Raw genomic sequence first — 19,182 nt, 5'->3', positions numbered from 1 at the left:
GTCGTGTCGTTTTAAGTTAAGGGACGCGGCTACATATCGGAGAAATGGCAGCCTGTCATTCCCTTTCCGTCGCCTTCTTGTCACAGGCGGGGGCAAGAAGGTCCGGACGCCGGGCCCGCGTGGCCGCCTCCGCCTCGGCGCGGCGCCAGCGGGCGATGCGGGCATGGTCGCCGCAGGTCAGCACCTCGGGGATGGTCAGGCCCTCGAACAGCTGCGGCCGGGTGTATTGCGGATATTCCAGCAGCCCGTGGGAAAAGCTTTCGTCGGCCCCGCTCTCGGCCTTGCCCATGACGCCGGGAATGAGCCGCACGCAGGCGTCGAGCACGAGCAGCGCCGCCGCCTCGCCGCCGGAGAGCACCACGTCGCCGACGCACACCTCTTCCAGAGCGCGCGCGGCGACGATGCGCTCGTCCACACCCTCGAAGCGCCCGCACAGGATCACCGCCCCCGGCCCGGCGGCGATCTCGCGCACCCGCGCTTGCGTGAGCGGACGCCCGCGCGGCGTCATGAGCAGGCGCGGGCGCGGATCGCCCTCAGGCGCGACGGCGTCGATGGCGCGGGCCAGAACGTCGGCGCGCATCACCATGCCGGGGCCGCCGCCGGCGGGGGTGTCGTCCACCGAGCGGTGGCGGTCGAGGGCGAAGTCGCGGATCTGCACCGCCTCCAACCCCCACAGCCCGGCGCCGAGCGCGCGCCCCGCCAGCGCATGGCCGAGCGGCCCGGGAAACATCTCGGGGTAGAGCGTCAGCACGCTGGCGCGGAAGAGCGGGGCCGGGGTCATGGCGTGGTGATGGGCGCGGACGGCGGCGGCGTCAAACGGAACCTCAGGCCTCCGCCTCGGGCGCGCCGTCCTCGGCGGTGCCGGCCGGCACGAAGGCGGGATCGACCACCACCCGCCGGCCCGCCACGTCCACCACCGGCACCGCCGCCTTGGTGAAGGGCACCATCAGCGTCTTGCCGCCCGCGGCGGGGGCGAATTCCAGGATGTCGCCGGCGCCGAAATCGTGCAGCGCCACCACGGTGCCGAGCGGGGCGCCGTCCGGGTCCGTGATCGGCAGGCCGATCAGGTCGGCGTGGTAGAAGGTGTCCTCGTCCTCCGCCGGCGGCAGGCGGTCGCGCGCGACGTAAAGCTCGGTCTGGGTCAGGGCCTCGGCGGCGGTGCGGTCGTCGATGCCGGCGAGGCGGGCGACGAAATGGTCCTTGCCGGGCCGAAGCGAGACGATGCGGAAGCTGCGCCGGCCCGCTTTGTCGGTCAGCGGCTGATAGTCCAGCACCGCCATGGGGTCCTGGGTGAAGGGGAAGAGGCGCACCTCGCCCTTCACCCCGTGGGGGGCGCCGATGCGGGCGACGAGGATGCGGTCGGTCATGGCGGGCTCGGTCGATGGCGGGCGGTCCCGCTTCGGGCCGCCCTCATAGACCCGGCGGGCGCGGAAGGGAAGGCGGGGCAGATGCGCGGGGACAGGCCGGACCGGGGCGCAGCCGGCGCTTGCCGGGCGCGAGGCGCTGAGGCAGTGTCCCGGCCATGTCGACCCAATCTCCCGCACCCCTCCTCCTTGATCCGCAGGTGGTCGAGGGCGTCCTCGCCCGCATCGCCGGGCGCATCGGCGCGCGCCACGTGCTGCGCGCCGGCGACGACGTCGCCTCCTATCTGATGGAAGAACGCGGCCTGTTCCACGGCACGACGCCCGCCGTGCTGCGGCCCGGCAGTGCCGAGGAGGTGGCCTTCGTCGTCGGCGAATGCGCGGCGGCGGGCCTGCCCTTCGTGCCGCAGGGCGGCAATACCGGCCTGGTCGGCGGGCAGATGCCGTTCGGCTCGCTGCTGATCTCGCTCTCGCGTCTCGACCGCATCCGCGATCTCGACGCGACCGACCTCACCGTGACCGTCGAGACCGGCGTGACGCTGGCCCGCGTGCAGGAGGCGGCGCGCGCCCAGGGCTGCCTGTTCCCGCTCTCGATCGCGGCGGAAGGCTCCTGCCAGATCGGCGGCAACCTCTCCACCAATGCCGGCGGCACCGCCGTGCTGCGCTACGGCAACACGCGCGAGCTGACGCTGGGGCTGGAAGTGGTTCTGCCCGACGGGCGGCTGTGGAACGGCCTGTCGCGCCTGCGCAAGGACAATACGGGCTACGATCTCAAGGACCTGTTCATCGGCGCCGAGGGCACGCTCGGCATCATCACCGCGGCCGTGCTGCGCCTGTTCCCCGAGCCGCGCCAGCGCGCCACCGCGCTGGTGGGCGTGGAGAGCCCCCACGCCGCCTTGGCGCTGTTCCGCCGGCTGCGCTCGGTCGCCGGGGATGCGCTCACCGGCTTCGAGTTCCTGCCGCACTTCGGCATGGAGATGGTGCTCAGGCACATGCCGGGCACGATGCGCCCGCTCCAGGGCGACCACGCTTATTACGCGCTCGCCGAACTCACCTCCACGCGCCAGGACGACGACCTGTCCGCCATGGTGCTCGCCGTGCTCTCCGACGCCTTCGAGGCGGCGGAGGTGGAGGACGCGGTGATCGCCGCCAGCGAGGCGCAGGCGGCGGCGCTGTGGCGCCTGCGCGAAAACCTTTCCGATGCCCAGAAGTACGAGGGCGGCTCCATCAAGCACGACGTCTCGGTGCCGGTGTCGAAGGTGGCGGACTTCGTGGTCGAGGCGGCGCGCCGGTGCGAAGCCCATATGAGCGGCGTGCGCGTGTGCGCATTCGGCCACATGGGCGACGGCAACGTGCACTTCAACCTGAGCCAGCCCGTGGACATGGACAAGGCGGCGTTCATCGCCACCTGGGAGGACTTCAACCGCATCGTCCACGATCTGGTGGCCTCGCTCGGCGGCTCGTTCTCCGCCGAGCACGGCATCGGCCTCCTGAAGAAGGAGGAACTGGCCCACTACAAGGACAAGGTGGCGCTGGACCTGATGGCGGCGGTGAAGCGGGCGTTCGACCCCAAGGGCCTCGCCAATCCCGGCAAGGTGCTGATGGGGCGGTGAGGCCCCTCAGCGCTCCGGCGCCTCGATGGTCAGCGGGTCCGGCTCGGCCGGGCGCGGCAGCGGGACGGCGTCGGGCCGCCGGCGCACCGCGAAGGCGGTAAGCACGGCGACGGCGAGCGCCAGCGCGCCGATGGTCAGCACCAGCGAGGGCTGGTGGTGGTCGAGCGCGAGGCCGAAGAAGATCGGCGCCACCAGCGCGCCGATGTCGTAGCCGGAATACACCACGCCGAACACCTTGCCGGTGGCCCCGGCCGGGGCGGCGCTGCGCACCAGGACGTCGCGCGAGGGCGTGGTGAGGCCGAGGCACACGCCGACCACGGCGATCAGCGCCACCGTCACCGCCGGCGCGGCGGTGAGCCCGGCGGCGATGAGCCCGAACACCGCGCCGACCGCGAGCCCGCTCATGGCGATCACGTGGTGCGCGCTGGTGCGGTCGGCCACCATGCCGCCCACCGCGACGCCCGCCGCATTGCCGAGCTGGTAGAGCGAGGCGGCGAGCGTCGCCAGCGCCAGGGTTGCGCCATAGCCCTGCTGGAGCGCGGGGATGGAGAAGCTCTGGAACGCCGAGAGCGACACCGCCGTGAGCACGAAATAGAGGAACGCCATCAGCACCACGGGCATGGCGAGCACCTGGAGGAAGCTCGGCGCCCGCAGGGCGGCGGCATCCCCGCCGGCGGGGTGGGCCTGCGGCTCCACCTTCAGCGCCGCGCGCCGCGTGACGAGACCGAGGCCGAGCACGACGACGAGGCCGCCCATGGCGAGCAGCGCGGTGCGCCAGCCATAGGTGGTGCCGATGGCGGCGGAGGCGATCGGCGAGGCGGCGAAGCCGAGGTTTCCGGCGATCACATGGGCGGCGAAGGCGCGCCCCAGCCGCGCATGGGCGATCCGGTGGCTGAGGATCGACAGGTCGGCGGGGTGGTAGACGGAATTGCCGAGGCCGGCGAGCGCCGCGAGCGGCAGCAGCGCCTCGTAGCGCGGCGCAAGGCCCATGGCGGCGGTGGCGGCGCCCTGGAGCAGCATGCCGCACAACAGCAGCCGGCCGGCGCCGAAGCGGTCGACCAGGATGCCCGAGACCACCTGCCCGACGCCGGAGAACAGGTAGAACACCGACAGGACCAGACCCAGCTCGGTGAAGGACACGCCGAGGTCGTCGCGCATCAGGATGAAGAGCGGCGCCACGGCCAGCTGGAGGAAATGGCTGCAGAAATGGGCGACGCCCACCGCGCCGATGGTGGACGTCTCGCTCGCCGGCCATCCGGCCGCGCGCGTTTCCATGGACACTGGTCTTCCTCCCGTCCGGTGGCCGGCTTGACGCCGGGGCCGGTGCGGCGCGATGCCACCCGGCCGGATATTCCCCTCTTCCGGTCCTGCCCGTCGGGCGAGGTTGGTCCCTCGCCTCGATCGGTCCTTCAATCGCATCGGCCGCTCACCGCGCCCGTCTCGGCCCCTGACCGCCCGAATAGCGCAGGGTGAGGCAGGTGATGTCGTCCGCCTGGGGCGCGCCGCGCTCGAACACATGCACGGAGGCCAGAACGCGCTCCGACAGATCGTGCACCGACCAGTCGCTCGCCCCGCTCTTCAATAGCGTCTCCAGCCGCTCCTCGCCATAGGGCTGCTCGTCGATGTCGAACGCCTCGGTGACGCCGTCGGTGTAGAGGAACAGCGTGTCGCCGGGGGCAAGCTGCAATTCGCCTTCGGCGAAGACGAAGCCCTCCAGCACCGCCACCGCCATGCCGCGGGTGCTGGGCACCTCCGTCACCTCGCCCGACCGGGTGATGTGATAGGGCAGGTTGTGACCGGCATTGACGTAGCTCAGGCGCCCGGTGTTGAGATCGAGCACGCCGTAGAACAACGTCACGAACAGCATCTGCTCGTTCTCGGCGGCGAGCAGGTCGTTGAGGCGGCGGATGCTGGAGGCCGGCGAGCGCTCGAACAGCGCCGTGGAGCGCAGCAGCGTGCGCGAGATCGCCATGAACAGCGCCGCCGGCACGCCCTTGCCGGAGACGTCGGCCACCACGAGGCCGAGCGTCGTTTCGTCGATCATGAAATAGTCGAAGAAGTCGCCGCCCACCTCGCGCGCCGGCGTCATCTGGCCATGGACCGCGACCCGCGCGTCGGGCGGGAACTCCTTGGGCAGGATGGCGAGCTGCACCTGGCGGGCGATCTCCAGCTCCTGCTGAAGGCCGGCGAGCTTGGTCTTGGTGACGAGGGCCTCGCGCAGTTCCACCACCATCGAGGACAGGCGCGTGTGCTGCTCGACGATGCGGCGCGAGAGGTCGTGCAGCACCCGGGCGACGCGCTTGAGCTCGTCCTCCTCCGCCACCTCGGCGCCGCGGGCGAGCAGCGCCAGCACCTGCTCGCGGTCGGTGGGGTCGATGGCGTCGGCGAGCGCCTTCAGCTCGGAGGAGATGAGCGTCTCCTGGCGGCGACGCACCCGGTCGCGCTGGCGCCGCGCCTCAGCCAGCGCCTGCACGTTGCCGCGCAGCGCCACCACCGCCGAGGCGATGCGGCCGATTTCGTCGCGGCCGGCATGGTCGACGGTCACCGAGGTGTCGCCGCGCGCCAGCGCCTGGAGCACGTCGATGGCCGATTCCAGCGGTCGGAAGGAATACCAGAGGAACACATTGAGCCCGATCACACCCAGCAGGACGAGGCCGATCGCGCCCGCGATGGCGGCGCTGCGGATCAGGCTCGTGGCCTCCAGGGTCGCGGTGGCGTCGACGAAGCTCACCAGCGCGCCGAGCGCCGAGCCGGACAGATCCTGGATCGGGATGCCCGTGACGGCATAGGTCTTCTCGCCCACCCGGACCTGCTCGGCGAACGCGCGGCGCGGCGTGAAGCTGAGGTCGGCGCGCTCCCAGAGGGCGGGATCGGTGCTCGCCGCCACCCGGCCGCGCAGGGTGACGAGCGTGGTCTCCGCATTGATGCCGCGGGCGAAGCGCTCCATGCCGAGGCCGGCATTGCGGCCGAGCACCAGCACGGCGCGACCTCTGCCTGCGAGCGTGACGGTGCGGGTGGCGAGCACCACGATCTGGCGCGCCGACACCTGGCGCATGCCGCCCAGCGCCTCGCCGCCCAGGGCCCGGTCGAGGCTGCCGGCGTCCAGCACCGAGCGGGTGCCCGCGCCGCTGCCGCTGTAGATCACCTCCCGGTCGGTGCCCACGACCTCGAAATAGGTGTCGTCGTCGTCCACGTCGACACCGGCCTCCTTGAGGGCGGTGCCGACGCCGGCGCGGTCGGCGAAGCCGAGCGTGAGGCGGAAGGAGGGCGAGGCGTCCACCCGGTCGAGCACGCGACCGAGGCTCGCCACCTGGAAGGCGATGATCTCGCGCCAGAGCACGCTCTGGCCGGCGATGGCAAGCTCGCCTTCGCGCGCCTGGCCGACGCGATCGCGCAGCACCGAGGCGCTCCACATGGCAAGCATCAGCGCCACGAAGCCGGCGGCGACGATGAGCGTGATGCGGGTGCGCAGCAGCATCAGGAACTCCGTGCCTTGTCAGCCACCGGCCGTGTCACGACCTCCCGCCTGATCCGCTCCACGTCGGGCCGGAGCGCGCCGTCGAAGTCCACGGCCAGCAGTTCCTCGGCATAGGCTTCGAGTGCCGCGCGACGCTCCGCCACCCGGCGGTTGCCCTGGATCAGCGCGCTGAGCGCGCGGCCCACGCCGCCGCGTCCCAGGCTGCCGGACCGCCGCTGATCCAGCGCCGTCGGCTCGAAATCCTCCTGCGCGGTACGGGCGAGGCCGGAGGCAACGCGCGCCTGATCGGCGTCGAGGTGGGAGCCGGCGAGGATCGCGGCGAGGACCGCGAACGCCACTGCGGTGGCGAGCACCGCCAGCAGGGAGCGCATGCGGAACCGCTCGGAGGAGGAGATCAGCGCCGACGGATTGGTGCTGACCTCCACTGCCGCCACCTGAAGGCCGTCCACCGTCACCGGCGCGCTGGTCTGGTCGATGCCCGGCTCGTCGCCCACGGCGCTGCGGATCTCGCGCCCGTCCGGCCCGCGCAGGACGATCTGGGCGATGCCGGGCGTGCCGGCGAGCGTGTCGGCGAGATAGGCGTCGACGCCGGGGATCAGCTTCAGTGGCACGTTGAAGCGGGCCGCGCGCTCGAACTGCTGGGCGAGGGTCCGGGCGACCGAGGTGCCGATCACCAGCGCGTCACGCCGGGCACTGTCCTCGACCCGGTCGCGGAAGCCGTTGGTCAGCAGCAGGCTGGCGCCGCCGCCCACCACAAGCGTGATGAAGAAGACGAACAGAGCGGTCCACAGGCGCGCCCGTCCCGCGCGCAGGGGCTCAGCCGGCATCGTCGAGCGCTCCCAGCTGCTGCAGGCCGCGATCGATGCGTGCCTCGGCGGCGGTCCAGCCGGCGCGCGCCTGGCCGGCGAGCTGCGCGAGGTCGCCGTCGTCGGCCCCGGCGACCTCGTGACCCCCGAGGATGCGCGCCACGCGGTCGAACGGGCGGGTGATGAGATAGGAGAAGGCCAGCGCCGCCCCGGCCGCCAGCAGCGCGACGATCAGCGCCAGCGGCGCCGCGCGCAGGATCAGGTCGACGGCGAGCCGGTCCATGCGGTTGAGATGCGATTCGTCCGAGACCGTGACGGCGATGCCGCCGGCGACGCCGAGGTCGTTCTCGAAATGACTGCCGAACACCGTCTCGCCGCGCTCCGTGGTGCGCCAGGTGCCGGCGCCGGAGAGCTGGCGCACCCAGTCGGCGGGCACGCTTTCCCCAGCGACACTGACATCGGTGGAATAGACCGCGCGGCCGGAGGGATTGAACACTTCGATGGCGAGAATCGAGGGGTCGCCCGCTTTCTCGCGCTCGATTCGGTTCTGCAAGGTGGCGATCTGGTCGAGCGCGAGGCCGATGGACAGGCTTGCTTCCGCATTCTGCTTGATGGCGGCGAGCAGGTTGGCGACGCGGGCGCGCTCGATTTCCTGGCTCACGCGATCGCTCGCCCCGAAGGCGATAACGGCCGTGGCGACAATGGCAGTCACCACCGAGGCCGCCAGCAGCAGCGCGAGTCGGCTAACGAAAGTCATGGGCGAAGCTTCGACAATGGGTCGGGGCCGGACGTTACCCGCGCCGCTTCGCTCAAACCAGACCAAATCCGCGTATGCGGCAAAAATCAGCCTTTTCCGCAAGCGCGCTTTTCACGGCGCGGATTGCCTGACATTGTGGCGCCACTTCCCGCTCCAACGGTCGACACCATGACGCGGACCACATTGTGGCTCATCGCTTTGTTCGCCCTGATCGCCGCCGCGTGCGTCGCCTTCGGTGCCTATTTCTCCTACGTCACCCTGCTGAACGCCCACCGCAACGCCATCGAGGCGCGCTTCGCGATCACCGCCGAGCGCCTCGCCGGAACGGCGGAGCGGGCGAGTTCGCTCGGCATCGCCTTGCCGGCGCAGACCACCTTCGAAGGCCTGCTGCGCCGCGAGGCGGAGCTGGAGCCCTCGATCTCCGCCATCGACGTGGTGGACGAGCGCGGCGTTGTGCTGTTCAGTAGCGAGCCGGCACGGGTGGGGCGCGCCGATCCCAAGGTGCGCAACGCGGTGTCGAAGCGAATCACCAGTGATCTCGGCACCACCATCGGCCTCGTGGAGCTGCGCTACGATCCGGAAGCCCTCGCCGCCGGCGCCGCCGCGCTCGCCGACGACCTGACGGTGATCGCCATTCCCACGCTCGCCGTGGCGTGCCTCGCCACCATCCTCGTCGGCCTGCTCCTGGCGCTGGGCCTGCGCCGCTCGGCGCGGCGCGCGGCCGAGCCCGCCTCCTGGCCGCCGGCGGCGCGCACCGCATTCGAGACGGTGGCGAAGGTGCACCTTCGCGCCGCCCCGGGCGCCCCCTCGTCCCTCGCGCCGGAGCCGCGCACATGATCGGTTTCCGCGCCGGCATCTCCATCGCCATCGCGCTGGTGCTCTGCGTCGCGCTCGCCGTGGTCGGCTGGGGCGCGCGAACCGCGGCCCAGCGCACTATCGAGCCGGAGATGCTCGCCAAGGCCCAATCGGTGGGCCGCTCCGCCGCCAGCCTGGTCGAGGTGGCCTACGGATCCGGCATTCCCATCGACAAGATGGTGGGGGTGCGCAGCTATTTCGCCGATCTGCGCAAGGCCAACCGGGAGTTCGCGCTGATCCGCATGACCACGCCGGACGGGCGCGAGCTCGCCCGCTCGGGCGACGGCACCGGCATGGCGGGGGCGCCGGTGGTGCACACCGCCGTGACCAGCCGCTCCGGCGTGCCGATCGCCGACATCGCCGTGACGGTCGATCCGGGCGTCATCTCGGAAGAGGTGGGCGGGGTGCTGATCGACGTGGCCTTCATCGGCATCGTCTCGCTGCTGATCGCGCTGGAGCTGGTGGCGCTCGTCATCGGCACCAGCGGCATCGCCGCTTTGGCGGCGCTAGAGGATCGGCTGCGGGCGCTGGCCAAGGGGCGGCTCGCGCTACACGAGAGCGGGGCGCAGACGCGGGCGCGCGACCTCGTCGCGCCGATCGACCAGCAGGTGAGCCTGCTCGCCGCGCGCCACGCGGAAGCCCGCGCCGCCGCCGCGCGCGCCGGGGACGCGGAGGCGCTCGCCCAGCTCGACCTCGTCGCCCGCCGCACCGGGCTCGGCGCGGTGTCGACGTCGGAGAACCAGGCCGCGGTGGCGGTGCGCCCAGCTCTGTTCCTGTTCATGCTGGCGGAGGAGCTCACCCGGCCGTTCCTGCCGCGCTTCGCCCAGGGGCTCGCCGCCGCCGACGAGGCCATCGGCCCGGACCTCGCGGCGAGCCTGCCCATCGTCGCCTTCATGGCGGTCATGGCGCTGTGCCAGCTGCCGTTCGCGGCGCTGTCCGAGCGCATGGGCCGCCGGCCCGGCTTCCTGATCGGCGCGCTGCTGGCCGCCGCGGGTTACGCGCTCTCCGCCTCCACCGGCGACTACATGCTGTTCCTCGCCGCCCGCGTCACCACCGCCGTGGGCTATGCCCTGGTCTTCGTCTCGGCGCAGGGGCACGTGGTGGACCATGCGGCGGGCAGCGCGCGCACCACCGCGCTCGCCGTGTTCGTGCGCGCCATCATGGTGGCGAGCCTGTGCGGCCCGCCGATCGGCGGCGTGGTGGCCGACCGCCTCGGCCCGCAGGCGGCCTTCATGCTGGCCGCCGGCCTCGCCGTCCTGTCGCTCGGCGTCGCCGTCCTCACCTTGCCGGCGGCCCGGCACGCGGCGAGGGGCGCCGGTCTCGCCTGGAGCGACCTGAAGGACGCCGCGCGGGCGCCGCGCCTGATGGCGCTGCTGGTGGGCTGTGCCTTCCCGGCCAAGCTGCTGCTGGCGGCCCTGTGCTTCCTGCTGGTGCCGCTCCAGCTCCAGGCGATGGGCTATTCCTCCGCCGCCATCGGCCGGTTCCAGATGATCTACCCGATCCTGATGGTGATGCTGGTGCCGGTGTTCGCGGCCATGGCGGACCGCCTCTCGGCACGGGCAGGCTTCGTGGTGCTGGGCGGGCTTGTGGCCGGGGCCGGGGCGCTGGCGCTGCCGCTCTACCCCGGCGTGCCGACGATCGCGCTGGCGCTGGTGCTGCTCGGCGTCGGCCAGTCCATGTCCATCGCCTCGCAGTCGGCGTTGGTGGCCGACAGCGCCACCGGCGGCCGCTCGGCCGGCGTGCTCGGCCTGTTCCGGCTGGTGGAGCGCTCGGGCAATGCCGCCGGCCCGGCGGCGGCGGGCGCGCTGCTCGCGGGCCTCGGCTTTGCGCTCTCGGGCGCGCTTCTGGGCGCGGTGGTGGTGGCGGGCGCGGCGCTCTATGCCGTCGCCGGGCGCGGCACCCTGCGGGGCGAGGCGACCCACGCCGCCGTGGCCAGCGAGGGCGAGGTGTGAACGGCGAACGGACGGTGGGATCGCGCCAAACGGTGGTTCCATCCGGCCGGATCGCGCACTAGAGTGACGCCGGTTCCGGCCGGGGCGCCCATGCGCGCCGCGGCCACAACGCCTCAGCCCCTTCCCGGGAGATCGATGCGGTTATGAAGATCGAGACGACCGAGCTCGGCAACCAGGTGACGCTCGCGGCGCTTGCCGGACGCCTGGACATTGCCGGCGCAGGGGCCGTGGAGGCCCAGTTCGCGGCGGCGGCGCGCGAGGCCAGCGTGGTGGTGGTGGACCTGAGCGGCGTGACGTTCCTCGCCTCCATCGGCATCCGCCTGCTGCTCGCCAACGCCAAGGCGCTGACCCGCCGCAGCGGGCACATGATCCTTTACGGCTGCGATCCGCAGGTGGAGAAGGTGCTGCGCTCGACCGGCGTCGACCAGCTCATCGCCATCGTGGCGACGCGGGAGGAAGCGGTGGGCCGGGCGGGAACCCTCGTTCCCGGCGGTGGGCCGGCCTAAGCGCCCCACATGATCCCCCCTTCCGCAGCCGGGTCCCTGCTTTCTGAGCTGCGGATCGGCGCGCGCATCGACGAGATCGCGGTGGCGACCTCCTGGCTCGGCGACCTCGCCGATGCGGGCGACTGGCCGCAATCGACGCGCTTCGGACTGGAACTCAGCCTGGAGGAGGCGCTCACCAACGTCATCTCCTACGGCTTCGCCGGGCTCGCCCACGACCCGGACATCCGCATCGAATGCTGGCGCACGCCGCAGGACCGGATCGTCGTGCGCATCCGCGACAACGGCGTCGCCTTCGATCCCACCACCATCGCCGCGCCCGACGTCCCCGCCTCCATCGAGGAAGCGAAGATCGGCGGCCACGGCGTGCAGCTCATGCGCAACTTCCTGGAGAGCCTCTCCTACGAGCGCGCGGACGGCGAGAACCGCCTGACCCTGGTGGGCAAGCCGGACCAGGACTGACCGTTCGTCATGCTCCGGCTGGACCGGAGCATCCATGGCCCATTCCCATCGTATGCCCGGCCGCCGGATGGGCCCTCCGATCAAGTCGGAGGGCGACGGTGGTGCGGGGAGGGCAACGGCGGGGTGGAGGGCGATGGAGCAATCGAGAGCCGCCGGCCGTACCCCCAACCGCCGTCATGCCCCGGCTCGTCCGGGGCATCCACTGCGCCGCCTGCGGGCGTCCGAAAGTGAAGCGTCGGACCGGCCGCCGCGTGGATCCCCCGGACGAGCCGGGGGATGACGGGGGTGAAAGATTGAGCCGACGCTGGAAGCCCCTCACCGCCGTCATGCTCCGGCTTGACCGGAGCATCCATGCCGCCGCCCCGCGGCGCGCGGCGAAGGTGGTGCGCGGGGGGCGGCGCTGGGTGGGGCACGCGGCCTATGCCGCCGGCAGCGGCTCGCCCAAAAATTGGGCGTGGATGCCGTTGACAGGTTTGTCTGACAATCTTAACGTAAATATATTCAAACTGTAGCCTCTTTGAAGGCTCCGGCTCTCATTTCTCGCTCAAGGCTCCCATGGCAACGCCGGACAGCCCCCGCACCATCGCCGAGCTGTTCCAGCGCGCCAGCGCCTCGCTCGATGCGCCGGTCTGGGACTATCTCACCGGCGGCGCCGAATCGGAAACCAGCCTCTGCCGCAACCGCCTCGCGCTCGATAGCCTTGCCTTCGTGCCGCGGGTGCTGCGCGACGTCTCCCGCATCGATCTCGGCGCCGATTTCCTCGGCACGCCGATCGCGCTGCCGCTGTTTCTCGCCCCGGTGGGCTCGCTGCGCCTGTTCGACGAACAGGCTGCGGCAGCCTGCGCCCGCGCCGCCGAGGCGGCGGGCGTGCCCATGTTCATGAGCATCATGGCCCAGCCGACGCTGGAGCAGGTGCGCGCGAGCGCCCCCGGCGCCGTCCTGGTGCTCCAGCTCTACATGCGCGGCGGGCGCGACTGGCTCGACGACATCGTGGCGCGCGCCGAGGCCGCAGGCTGTGCCGCGCTCTGCCTCACGGTGGATGCCGCGGTCTATGGCCGCCGCGAGCGCGATCTCGTCAACCGCTATTCCTCCGCCCAGGCGGTGGACCGCGCCAATCTCGGCGACCGCAAGGACGTGCAGATCGCCGACGAGCAGGCGCAGCTCTCCTTCGACACCATCGCCTGGCTCAAGGCGCGCACCCGCCTGCCGCTCATCGTCAAGGGCGTGCTCGATGCCGAGGATGCGCGGCTGTGCGTCGAGCACGGGGTCGACGTGGTCTATGCCTCCAATCACGGCGGGCGGCAGCTCGACCATGCGGTGGCCGCCCTCGACCAGCTCGGGGAGATCTGCGGCGCCGTCGCCGGCCGCGCCCGGATTTTCGTCGACGGCGGCATGCTGCGCGGCACCGACATCGCCAAGGCGCGGGCGCTGGGCGCCGACCTCGTCGGCCTCGGCAAGGCCCAGGGCGCGGCTCTCGCCGCAGACGGCGAAGCCGGCGTCGTGCGTCTGATCGAGATTCTCGGCGCGGAACTGCGCACCACGCTCGCGCTGCTCGGCTGCCCGTCCCTCGCCGGTCTCGGGCCGCACCTGCTGCGCAAAGCGGCGCCGGTCGGCCCATCCACCGCCTTGTCCACCCTGCGCCTGCCGGCCCCCGCCGGCCTGCCGCCCCGATAGCCCGCGCTCAGAGGCCTGGCCCGTCCATAGCACCCCTTCCAGTCGAGAAAGACGAGCGAATGAAGAACATCGAACGCCCGAAGGTCACGCCCTCCAACGCCGCCGAATGGGGCAGCGACGTCGCCGCCCGCATGCTGCGCGAGCTGGACATTCCCTATATCTCGCTCAATCCCGGCGCGAGCTACCGCGGGTTCCACGACAGCCTGGTCAACCATCTCGGCAACGAGGCGCCGCAGATGCTGCTGTGCCTCAACGAGGACCACGTGGTCTCGATCGCCCACGGCTACGCCAAGGTCACCGAGAAGGCGATGGCCTGCGTGCTGCACTCGAACGTGGGCCTGCTGCACGGCTCCATGGGCATCTTCAACGCCTGGTGCGACCGCGCGCCGATGATCGTGGTGGGCGCCACCGGCCCCGTCGCCCCCGAGAAGCGCCGTCCCTGGATCGACTGGATCCACACCGCCAAGGACCAGGGCGCGCTGCTGCGCGACTACATCAAGTGGGACGACGAGCCGCGCTCGCCGCACGGCATCGTCGAGGCGTTCCTGCGCGGCAACCAGCTGACCAATTCCCAGCCCACCGCGCCGGTCTATATCTGCCTCGACGCCGGGCTCCAGGAGCAGAAGCTCGACGAGCCGCTGGCGATCCCCACCACCGCGCGCTACCAGCCCGCCGCCACGCCGCGCGCCAATCCGGCCGATGTCGAGGCGGTGGCCGAGATGCTTGCCAAGGCCGAGAACCCGCTGATCCTGTTCGGCCGCGCCGGCCGCGATCAGGCCGCCTGGGACCGCCGCGTGCGCCTCGCCGAGCTGTCGGGCGCCTCGGTCATGACCTCGATCCGCGAGCGCGCGGTGTTCCCCACCGACCACGGCCTCCACGTGGTGCCGCCCTTCTACTGGCTGAGCCCCACCGCCAAGGAGATCGTGCGCAAGGCGGACGTGATCGTCTCGTTCGACTGGGTGGACCTCAACGGCTTCCTGCTGCAGATGACCCGCGCCACGGAAAGCTACCCGGCCAAGATCGCCCATGTGACGCTCGACGCGTCGCTGCACCGGGGCTGGAGCATGGACTATTTCGCGCTGCCTCCGGTGGACGTGCCGATCGCCGCCGGCGCCGACACGGTGGTGGAAGACGTTCTGGCGCTGGTGGAGCGCAAGCTCGCCGGCAAGGCGAAGTGGGACGGCACGAGCCGCAACACCTATCCGGTGCCGGCCTACAGCGCCGGCGCCGCCACCGAGCTTGCCCCGCGCGACATCGAGATCGCGCTGGCCAAGGCCCGCGGGGAGCAGACCTTCACCCTCGCCCACGTCACCATCGGCTGGGCGGGCGACGCCTACCACTTCCGCGATCCCTACGACTTCATGGGGCATGACGGCGGCGCGGGCCTCGCGGCCGGCCCCGGCCTCACGGTCGGCGTCGCGCTGGCGCTCAAGGACGCGGCGCGTCCGGTGGTGTCGGTGCTGGGCGACGGCGACTTCCTCCAGGGCGTCACCGCGCTCTGGACCGCCGCGCACTACGGCATTCCGGCGCTGTTCATCGTCTCCAACAACCGCTCCAACTTCAACGACGAGATCCACCAGGAAGCGGTCGCCAAGGCGCGCAGCCGCCCGCCGGAGAACCGCTGGATCGGCCAGCGCATGGACGAGCCGGTGGTCGACCTCGCCGGAATGGCGCGGTGCCAGGGCGTGGAGGCCGAAGGGCCGATCCGGACCGTCGCCGAGCTTGAGGAGGCGCTGAAGCGCGGCCTCGAAGCGGTACGGGCCGGAAAGCCGTATCTGCTCGATGTCCATGTGACGCCGGGCTATGCCAATCCGCCGCTGTCCCGCGGCGCCTGATTCCAAGATCCAAGTCCCCGGCCCAAGGGCCGGGGGCTCGAACGGCGAGGAGCCTCAGCGCGATGAGCAACACCACCAAGTTCTACATCAACGGCGAATGGGTCGACCCGGTCGCGCCGAAGCTGTTCGACGTCATCAACCCGGCCACCGAGGAGCCCGCCGGCCAGATCAGCATGGGCGGCGCCGAGGACGTGGACCGGGCGGTGAAGGCCGCCCGCGCCGCGTTCACGACCTTCTCGAAGACCACCAAGGAGGAGCGCCTCGCCCTCCTCCACCGCATCATCGCGGTGTTCGAGAGCCGCATGGACGACCTCGCCCGCGCCATCACCGCTGAGATGGGCTCGCCGCTCTGGTTCGCCATGCAGGTGCAGACCAACACCACGCTGGAGCACTTCAAGGAGGCCGCCAAGGTCCTGAAGGACTACGATTTCGGCCACATGCTCGGCGGCACCACGCGCATCGTGCGCGAGCCGATCGGCGTGTGCGGCTTCATCACCCCGTGGAACTGGCCGATCAACCAGGTCGCCTCGAAGTTCGCGCCCTCGCTCGCGGCCGGCTGCACCTGCGTGGTGAAGCCGTCCGAGATGGCGCCGCTCTCCACCATCATCCTCACCGAGATCCTCCATGAGGCGGGGGTGCCGAAGGGCGTGTTCAACCTCGTCAACGGCGACGGGCCGACGGTGGGCGAGGCGATCTCGCGCCATCCCGACATCGACATGGTGTCGTTCACCGGCTCGACGCGCGCCGGCATCCTGGTGGCGAAGGCGGCCGCGGACACGGTGAAGCGCGTGCACCAGGAGCTGGGAGGCAAGTCGGCCAACATCATCCTGCCGGGCGCGGACCTGGAGGCGGCGGTCTCGGCCGGAACGCTGCGTGCCTTCACCAATACCGGGCAGTCCTGCCAGGCGCCCACCCGCATGCTGATCCACCAGGACCAGCTCGCCGAAGCCACCGCCATTGCCCGGCGCACCGCCGAGGCCGTGGTGGTGGGCGATCCGCTCGCCGAGGGCACCCGCCTCGGCCCGCTGGTGAGCGAGGCGCAGTTCGACCGGGTGCAGCACCTGATCCGCATCGGCATCGAGGAAGGCGCGACGCTCGCCGCCGGCGGCCTCGGCCGGCCCGCCGGGCTCAACCGCGGCTATTACGTGAAGCCCACCGTGTTCTCCGACGTGACGCCGGCGATGACCATCGCCCAGCAGGAGATCTTCGGCCCGGTGCTGTCCATGCTGCCCTACAAGGACAAGGACGACGCCGTGGCGATCGCCAACGGCACCATCTACGGCCTCGCCGGCTATGTGTGGGCGGGCTCGCTGGAGGAGGCGCGCGAGGTCGGCATGGAGCTGCGCGCCGGCCGCATCTATCTCAACGGCGCGCCGCACGGGAAGCTGCAGGACGTGGAGGCGCCCTTCGGCGGCTACAAGCAGTCCGGCAACGGCCGCGAGGCCGGCATCTACGGCCTTGAGGACTTCCTCGAGATCAAGGCGATCCTCGGCTACGAGATGGCCTGACGACGGGGCCTGACGACGACTGCCGCCCGCCGTTCCGCGGCGGGCGGACACCAGCGCGGACCGGCCGAAGAGCCGGCCGCGGCCCGACCGATCCAGAGACATGCACAGGGCACCGCCGCGAGGCAACGCGGCGGCACCCGCAGGGCCGCTCCCGAATTTCGCTTCTGCGCCGATCGGCCGCCCGTGCCGCCCCGGCGCGGCGCATCGTGGGGCTTCCGCGCGCAGATGAGGGGAACCATGCGTATCGCATCCACCAAGGACTTCCTCGCCGGGATCCTGTTCGCCGGCCTCGGCGCCGCCTTCGCGGCGGTGGCCGCCACGAGCTACGCCCAGGGCACGCCGGCGCGCATGGGGGCCGGCTTCTTTCCCCTGGTGCTGGGCGTGCTCCTGGCCGGGGTCGGGCTCGCGGTGATGGTGCGCAGCCTTGTCGTTCCCGGCGACGGCTTGCCGCGCGTGCAGTTGCGCCCGCTGCTGTCGCTGCTCGCGGCCATGGTGCTGTTCGGGCTCATGCTGCGGCCGCTCGGCCTCCTGATCTCGGCCGCCGCCTTGGTGCTGGTGGGCGGCCTGTCGAGCCCCGAATTCCGGTTCAAGGAAGCCGTTCTGCTCGCCGCGGGCCTGTCGGTCGGCGCGGTGCTGCTGTTCGTCACGATCCTCGGGCTCCCGCTGCCCGTGTGGCCCTCCTACTAGCGCCCGGGGAGGCCTGACGTGGAAACCATTGCCAATCTGGAACTCGGCTTCTCGGTCGCGCTGACCTTCGCCAACATCGCCTACTGCTTCATCGGCGTGCTGCTGGGCACGCTGGTGGGCGTGCTGCCCGGGCTCGGTCCGGTGGCGAGCGTGGCGATGCTCTTGCCCATCACCTTCACCCTGCCGCCGGACTCGGCGCTCATCATGCTGGCGGGCATCTATTACGGCGCGCAGTATGGCGGCTCCACCACGGCGATCCTGGTCAACATTCCCGGCGAATCCTCCTCCGTGGTGACCGCCATCGACGGCTACCGCATGGCCCGCACCGGACGCGCGGGTCCGGCGCTGGGCATCGCCGCCATCGGCTCGTTCTTCGCCGGCTGCGTCTCCACCATCGCCATCGCCTACTTCGCGCCGGTCCTGTCCGATCTCGCGCTGGAGTTCGGGCCGGCGGAATACTTCTCGCTCATGGTGTTCGGCCTCATCGCCGCGGTGGTGCTGGCGCGCGGATCGCTCATCAAGGCCATCGGCATGGTGCTGCTGGGCCTTCTGCTCGGCCTCGTGGGCACCGACGTGAATTCCGGCACCGCGCGCTACGACCTCGGCTTCCCGGAACTGCGCGACGGCATCGGCTTCATCGCCTTGTCCATGGCGCTGTTCGGCATCGCCGAGGTGGCCTGCAACCTGGAGACTGAGCAGGATCGCTCCGTCACCGCCCAGCGCATCGGCCGGGTGCTGCCGAGCCTGCACGATCTGAAGATCTCGGCCCCCGCGATCCTGCGCGGCACCGGCCTCGGCGCCATTCTCGGCGTTCTGCCGGGCGGCGGGGCGCTGCTCGCCTCCTTCGCCTCCTACATGCTGGAGAAGAAGGTGGCGAAGCCGCCGCGCAATTTCGGCCATGGCGACATCCGCGGCGTGGCGGGGCCGGAATCGGCCAACAATGCCGGCGCGCAGACCTCGTTCATTCCCATGATCACGCTCGGCATCCCCTCGAACCCGACGATGGCGCTGATGATCGGCGCCATGATGATCCAGGGCATCGCCCCGGGGCCCACGGTGATGAGCGAGCGGCCGGGCCTGTTCTGGGGCCTGATCGCCTCCATGTGGGTGGGCAATCTGATGCTTCTGGTGCTGAACCTGCCGCTGGTGGGGCTTTGGATCCGGCTGCTGAAGGTGCCCTACCGGCTGCTGTTCCCGGCCATCCTGCTGTTCTGCGTCATCGGCGCCTATTCCAGCAGCAACAGCGTGTTCGACATCTATCTGATGGGCGCGCTGGCCGTGCTCGGCTACGTGTTCGTGAAGCTCGACTGCGAGCCGGCGCCGCTGATCCTCGGCTTCATCCTCGGCCCCATGATGGAGGAGAATCTGCGCCGGGCGATGCTGATCTCGCGCGGCAATTCCTCGATCTTCCTCACCCAGCCCATCAGCCTCGGCTTCCTGATCGCATCCGTGGCCCTGCTGGTGGTGCTGATCGTCCCCGCCATCCGCACCACGCGGGAGGAGGCGCTGCAGGAGTGAGGGGCGGGCGCCGCCAGCTTTTTCCGCGCCACCGCCGCCACCCCACCCGCCGTCATCCCCCGGCTTGTCTGTTTGAGATGTGTTGGAATGAGAGCGCCTGCGGAGCGCCCCTAACGCTCCGCAGGCGCGGGCGGGAGGCCGTTTACTCCGGCAGGCCGGGGGTCCGGCGAGGA

At 71.4% G+C, this 19,182-nt stretch carries 16 protein-coding genes; 10 read left to right on the top strand and 6 right to left on the bottom strand.

Translation table 11 applies throughout. From position 1 onward, the window contains the following. Nucleotides 1-55: 55 nt before the first annotated feature. Both trmD and rimM read right to left on the bottom strand, forming a co-directional pair. Nucleotides 56-781: a tRNA (guanosine(37)-N1)-methyltransferase TrmD gene (gene trmD, locus D9R14_RS21505; protein ID WP_121625506.1), complete on the bottom strand. Its 726-nt coding sequence runs from the start codon at nucleotides 779-781 to the stop codon at nucleotides 56-58. Nucleotides 782-824: 43 nt separating this feature from the next. Beyond that, nucleotides 825-1,367 carry a ribosome maturation factor RimM gene (gene rimM / locus D9R14_RS21500; RefSeq protein ID WP_121625504.1) on the bottom strand — a complete coding sequence of 181 codons (543 nt, stop codon included), beginning with the start codon at nucleotides 1,365-1,367 and terminating at the stop codon, nucleotides 825-827. A 155-nt stretch (nucleotides 1,368-1,522) separates the two neighbouring features. Between rimM and D9R14_RS21495 the strand changes: the two genes are divergently transcribed. Continuing rightward, nucleotides 1,523-2,974: an FAD-binding oxidoreductase gene (locus D9R14_RS21495; protein ID WP_121625502.1), complete on the top strand. Its 1,452-nt coding sequence runs from the start codon at nucleotides 1,523-1,525 to the stop codon at nucleotides 2,972-2,974. Between the two features lie 6 nt (nucleotides 2,975-2,980). On the opposite strand, the gene D9R14_RS21490 is transcribed toward D9R14_RS21495, so the two are convergent. From D9R14_RS21490 to D9R14_RS21475, 4 genes are all read right to left on the bottom strand, one after another. Continuing rightward, nucleotides 2,981-4,249, bottom strand: coding sequence for an MFS transporter (locus D9R14_RS21490; protein WP_170168703.1), 1,269 nt, complete (start codon nucleotides 4,247-4,249; stop codon nucleotides 2,981-2,983). A gap of 151 nt (nucleotides 4,250-4,400) precedes the next feature. Next, entirely contained in the window at nucleotides 4,401-6,452 is a 2,052-nt protein-coding gene (locus D9R14_RS21485) for a SpoIIE family protein phosphatase (protein WP_121625497.1), read from the bottom strand. Further along, nucleotides 6,452-7,279: a hypothetical protein gene (locus D9R14_RS21480; protein WP_121625495.1), complete on the bottom strand. Its 828-nt coding sequence runs from the start codon at nucleotides 7,277-7,279 to the stop codon at nucleotides 6,452-6,454. Before D9R14_RS21480 ends, D9R14_RS21485 begins: the two co-directional genes overlap by 1 nt. Beyond that, nucleotides 7,269-8,015: a hypothetical protein gene (locus D9R14_RS21475; protein WP_121625493.1), complete on the bottom strand. Its 747-nt coding sequence runs from the start codon at nucleotides 8,013-8,015 to the stop codon at nucleotides 7,269-7,271. Before D9R14_RS21475 ends, D9R14_RS21480 begins: the two co-directional genes overlap by 11 nt. A gap of 168 nt (nucleotides 8,016-8,183) precedes the next feature. On the opposite strand from D9R14_RS21475, the gene D9R14_RS21470 reads away from it, so the two are divergent. The 9 genes from D9R14_RS21470 (at nucleotide 8,184) to D9R14_RS21430 (ending at nucleotide 19,009) form a co-directional block, all read left to right on the top strand. After that, nucleotides 8,184-8,852, top strand: coding sequence for a hypothetical protein (locus tag D9R14_RS21470; RefSeq protein WP_147453080.1), 669 nt, complete (start codon nucleotides 8,184-8,186; stop codon nucleotides 8,850-8,852). Then, entirely contained in the window at nucleotides 8,849-10,822 is a 1,974-nt protein-coding gene (locus D9R14_RS21465; RefSeq protein ID WP_121625489.1) for an MFS transporter, read from the top strand. Before D9R14_RS21470 ends, D9R14_RS21465 begins: the two co-directional genes overlap by 4 nt. Nucleotides 10,823-10,965: 143 nt before the next feature. Further along, nucleotides 10,966-11,328 carry an STAS domain-containing protein gene (locus D9R14_RS21460; RefSeq protein ID WP_121625487.1) on the top strand — a complete coding sequence of 121 codons (363 nt, stop codon included), beginning with the start codon at nucleotides 10,966-10,968 and terminating at the stop codon, nucleotides 11,326-11,328. 9 nt (nucleotides 11,329-11,337) lie between these two features. After that, entirely contained in the window at nucleotides 11,338-11,787 is a 450-nt protein-coding gene (locus tag D9R14_RS21455; RefSeq protein ID WP_121625485.1) for an ATP-binding protein, read from the top strand. Nucleotides 11,788-12,342: 555 nt separating this feature from the next. Beyond that, on the top strand, nucleotides 12,343-13,461 hold the full coding sequence (locus D9R14_RS21450) for an alpha-hydroxy acid oxidase (protein WP_121625483.1): 1,119 nt from the start codon (nucleotides 12,343-12,345) through the stop codon (nucleotides 13,459-13,461). Nucleotides 13,462-13,520: 59 nt separating this feature from the next. After that, nucleotides 13,521-15,296: a thiamine pyrophosphate-binding protein gene (locus tag D9R14_RS21445; RefSeq protein ID WP_121625481.1), complete on the top strand. Its 1,776-nt coding sequence runs from the start codon at nucleotides 13,521-13,523 to the stop codon at nucleotides 15,294-15,296. 62 nt (nucleotides 15,297-15,358) lie between these two features. Further along, entirely contained in the window at nucleotides 15,359-16,804 is a 1,446-nt protein-coding gene (locus D9R14_RS21440) for an aldehyde dehydrogenase family protein (RefSeq protein ID WP_121625479.1), read from the top strand. Between the two features lie 237 nt (nucleotides 16,805-17,041). Next, entirely contained in the window at nucleotides 17,042-17,491 is a 450-nt protein-coding gene (locus tag D9R14_RS21435; RefSeq protein ID WP_170168702.1) for a tripartite tricarboxylate transporter TctB family protein, read from the top strand. A gap of 18 nt (nucleotides 17,492-17,509) precedes the next feature. Further along, nucleotides 17,510-19,009, top strand: a complete 1,500-nt coding sequence (locus D9R14_RS21430) for a tripartite tricarboxylate transporter permease (protein ID WP_121625475.1) — start codon at nucleotides 17,510-17,512, stop codon at nucleotides 19,007-19,009. Nucleotides 19,010-19,182 lie beyond the last annotated feature (173 nt).

It is taken from the genome of Xanthobacter tagetidis (genome assembly GCF_003667445.1).
Classification (GTDB): Bacteria; Pseudomonadota; Alphaproteobacteria; order Rhizobiales; family Xanthobacteraceae; genus Xanthobacter; species Xanthobacter tagetidis.
The sequence above is the reverse complement of the archived record's forward strand: the minus strand, read 5'-3'. Positions and strand labels throughout refer to the sequence as shown.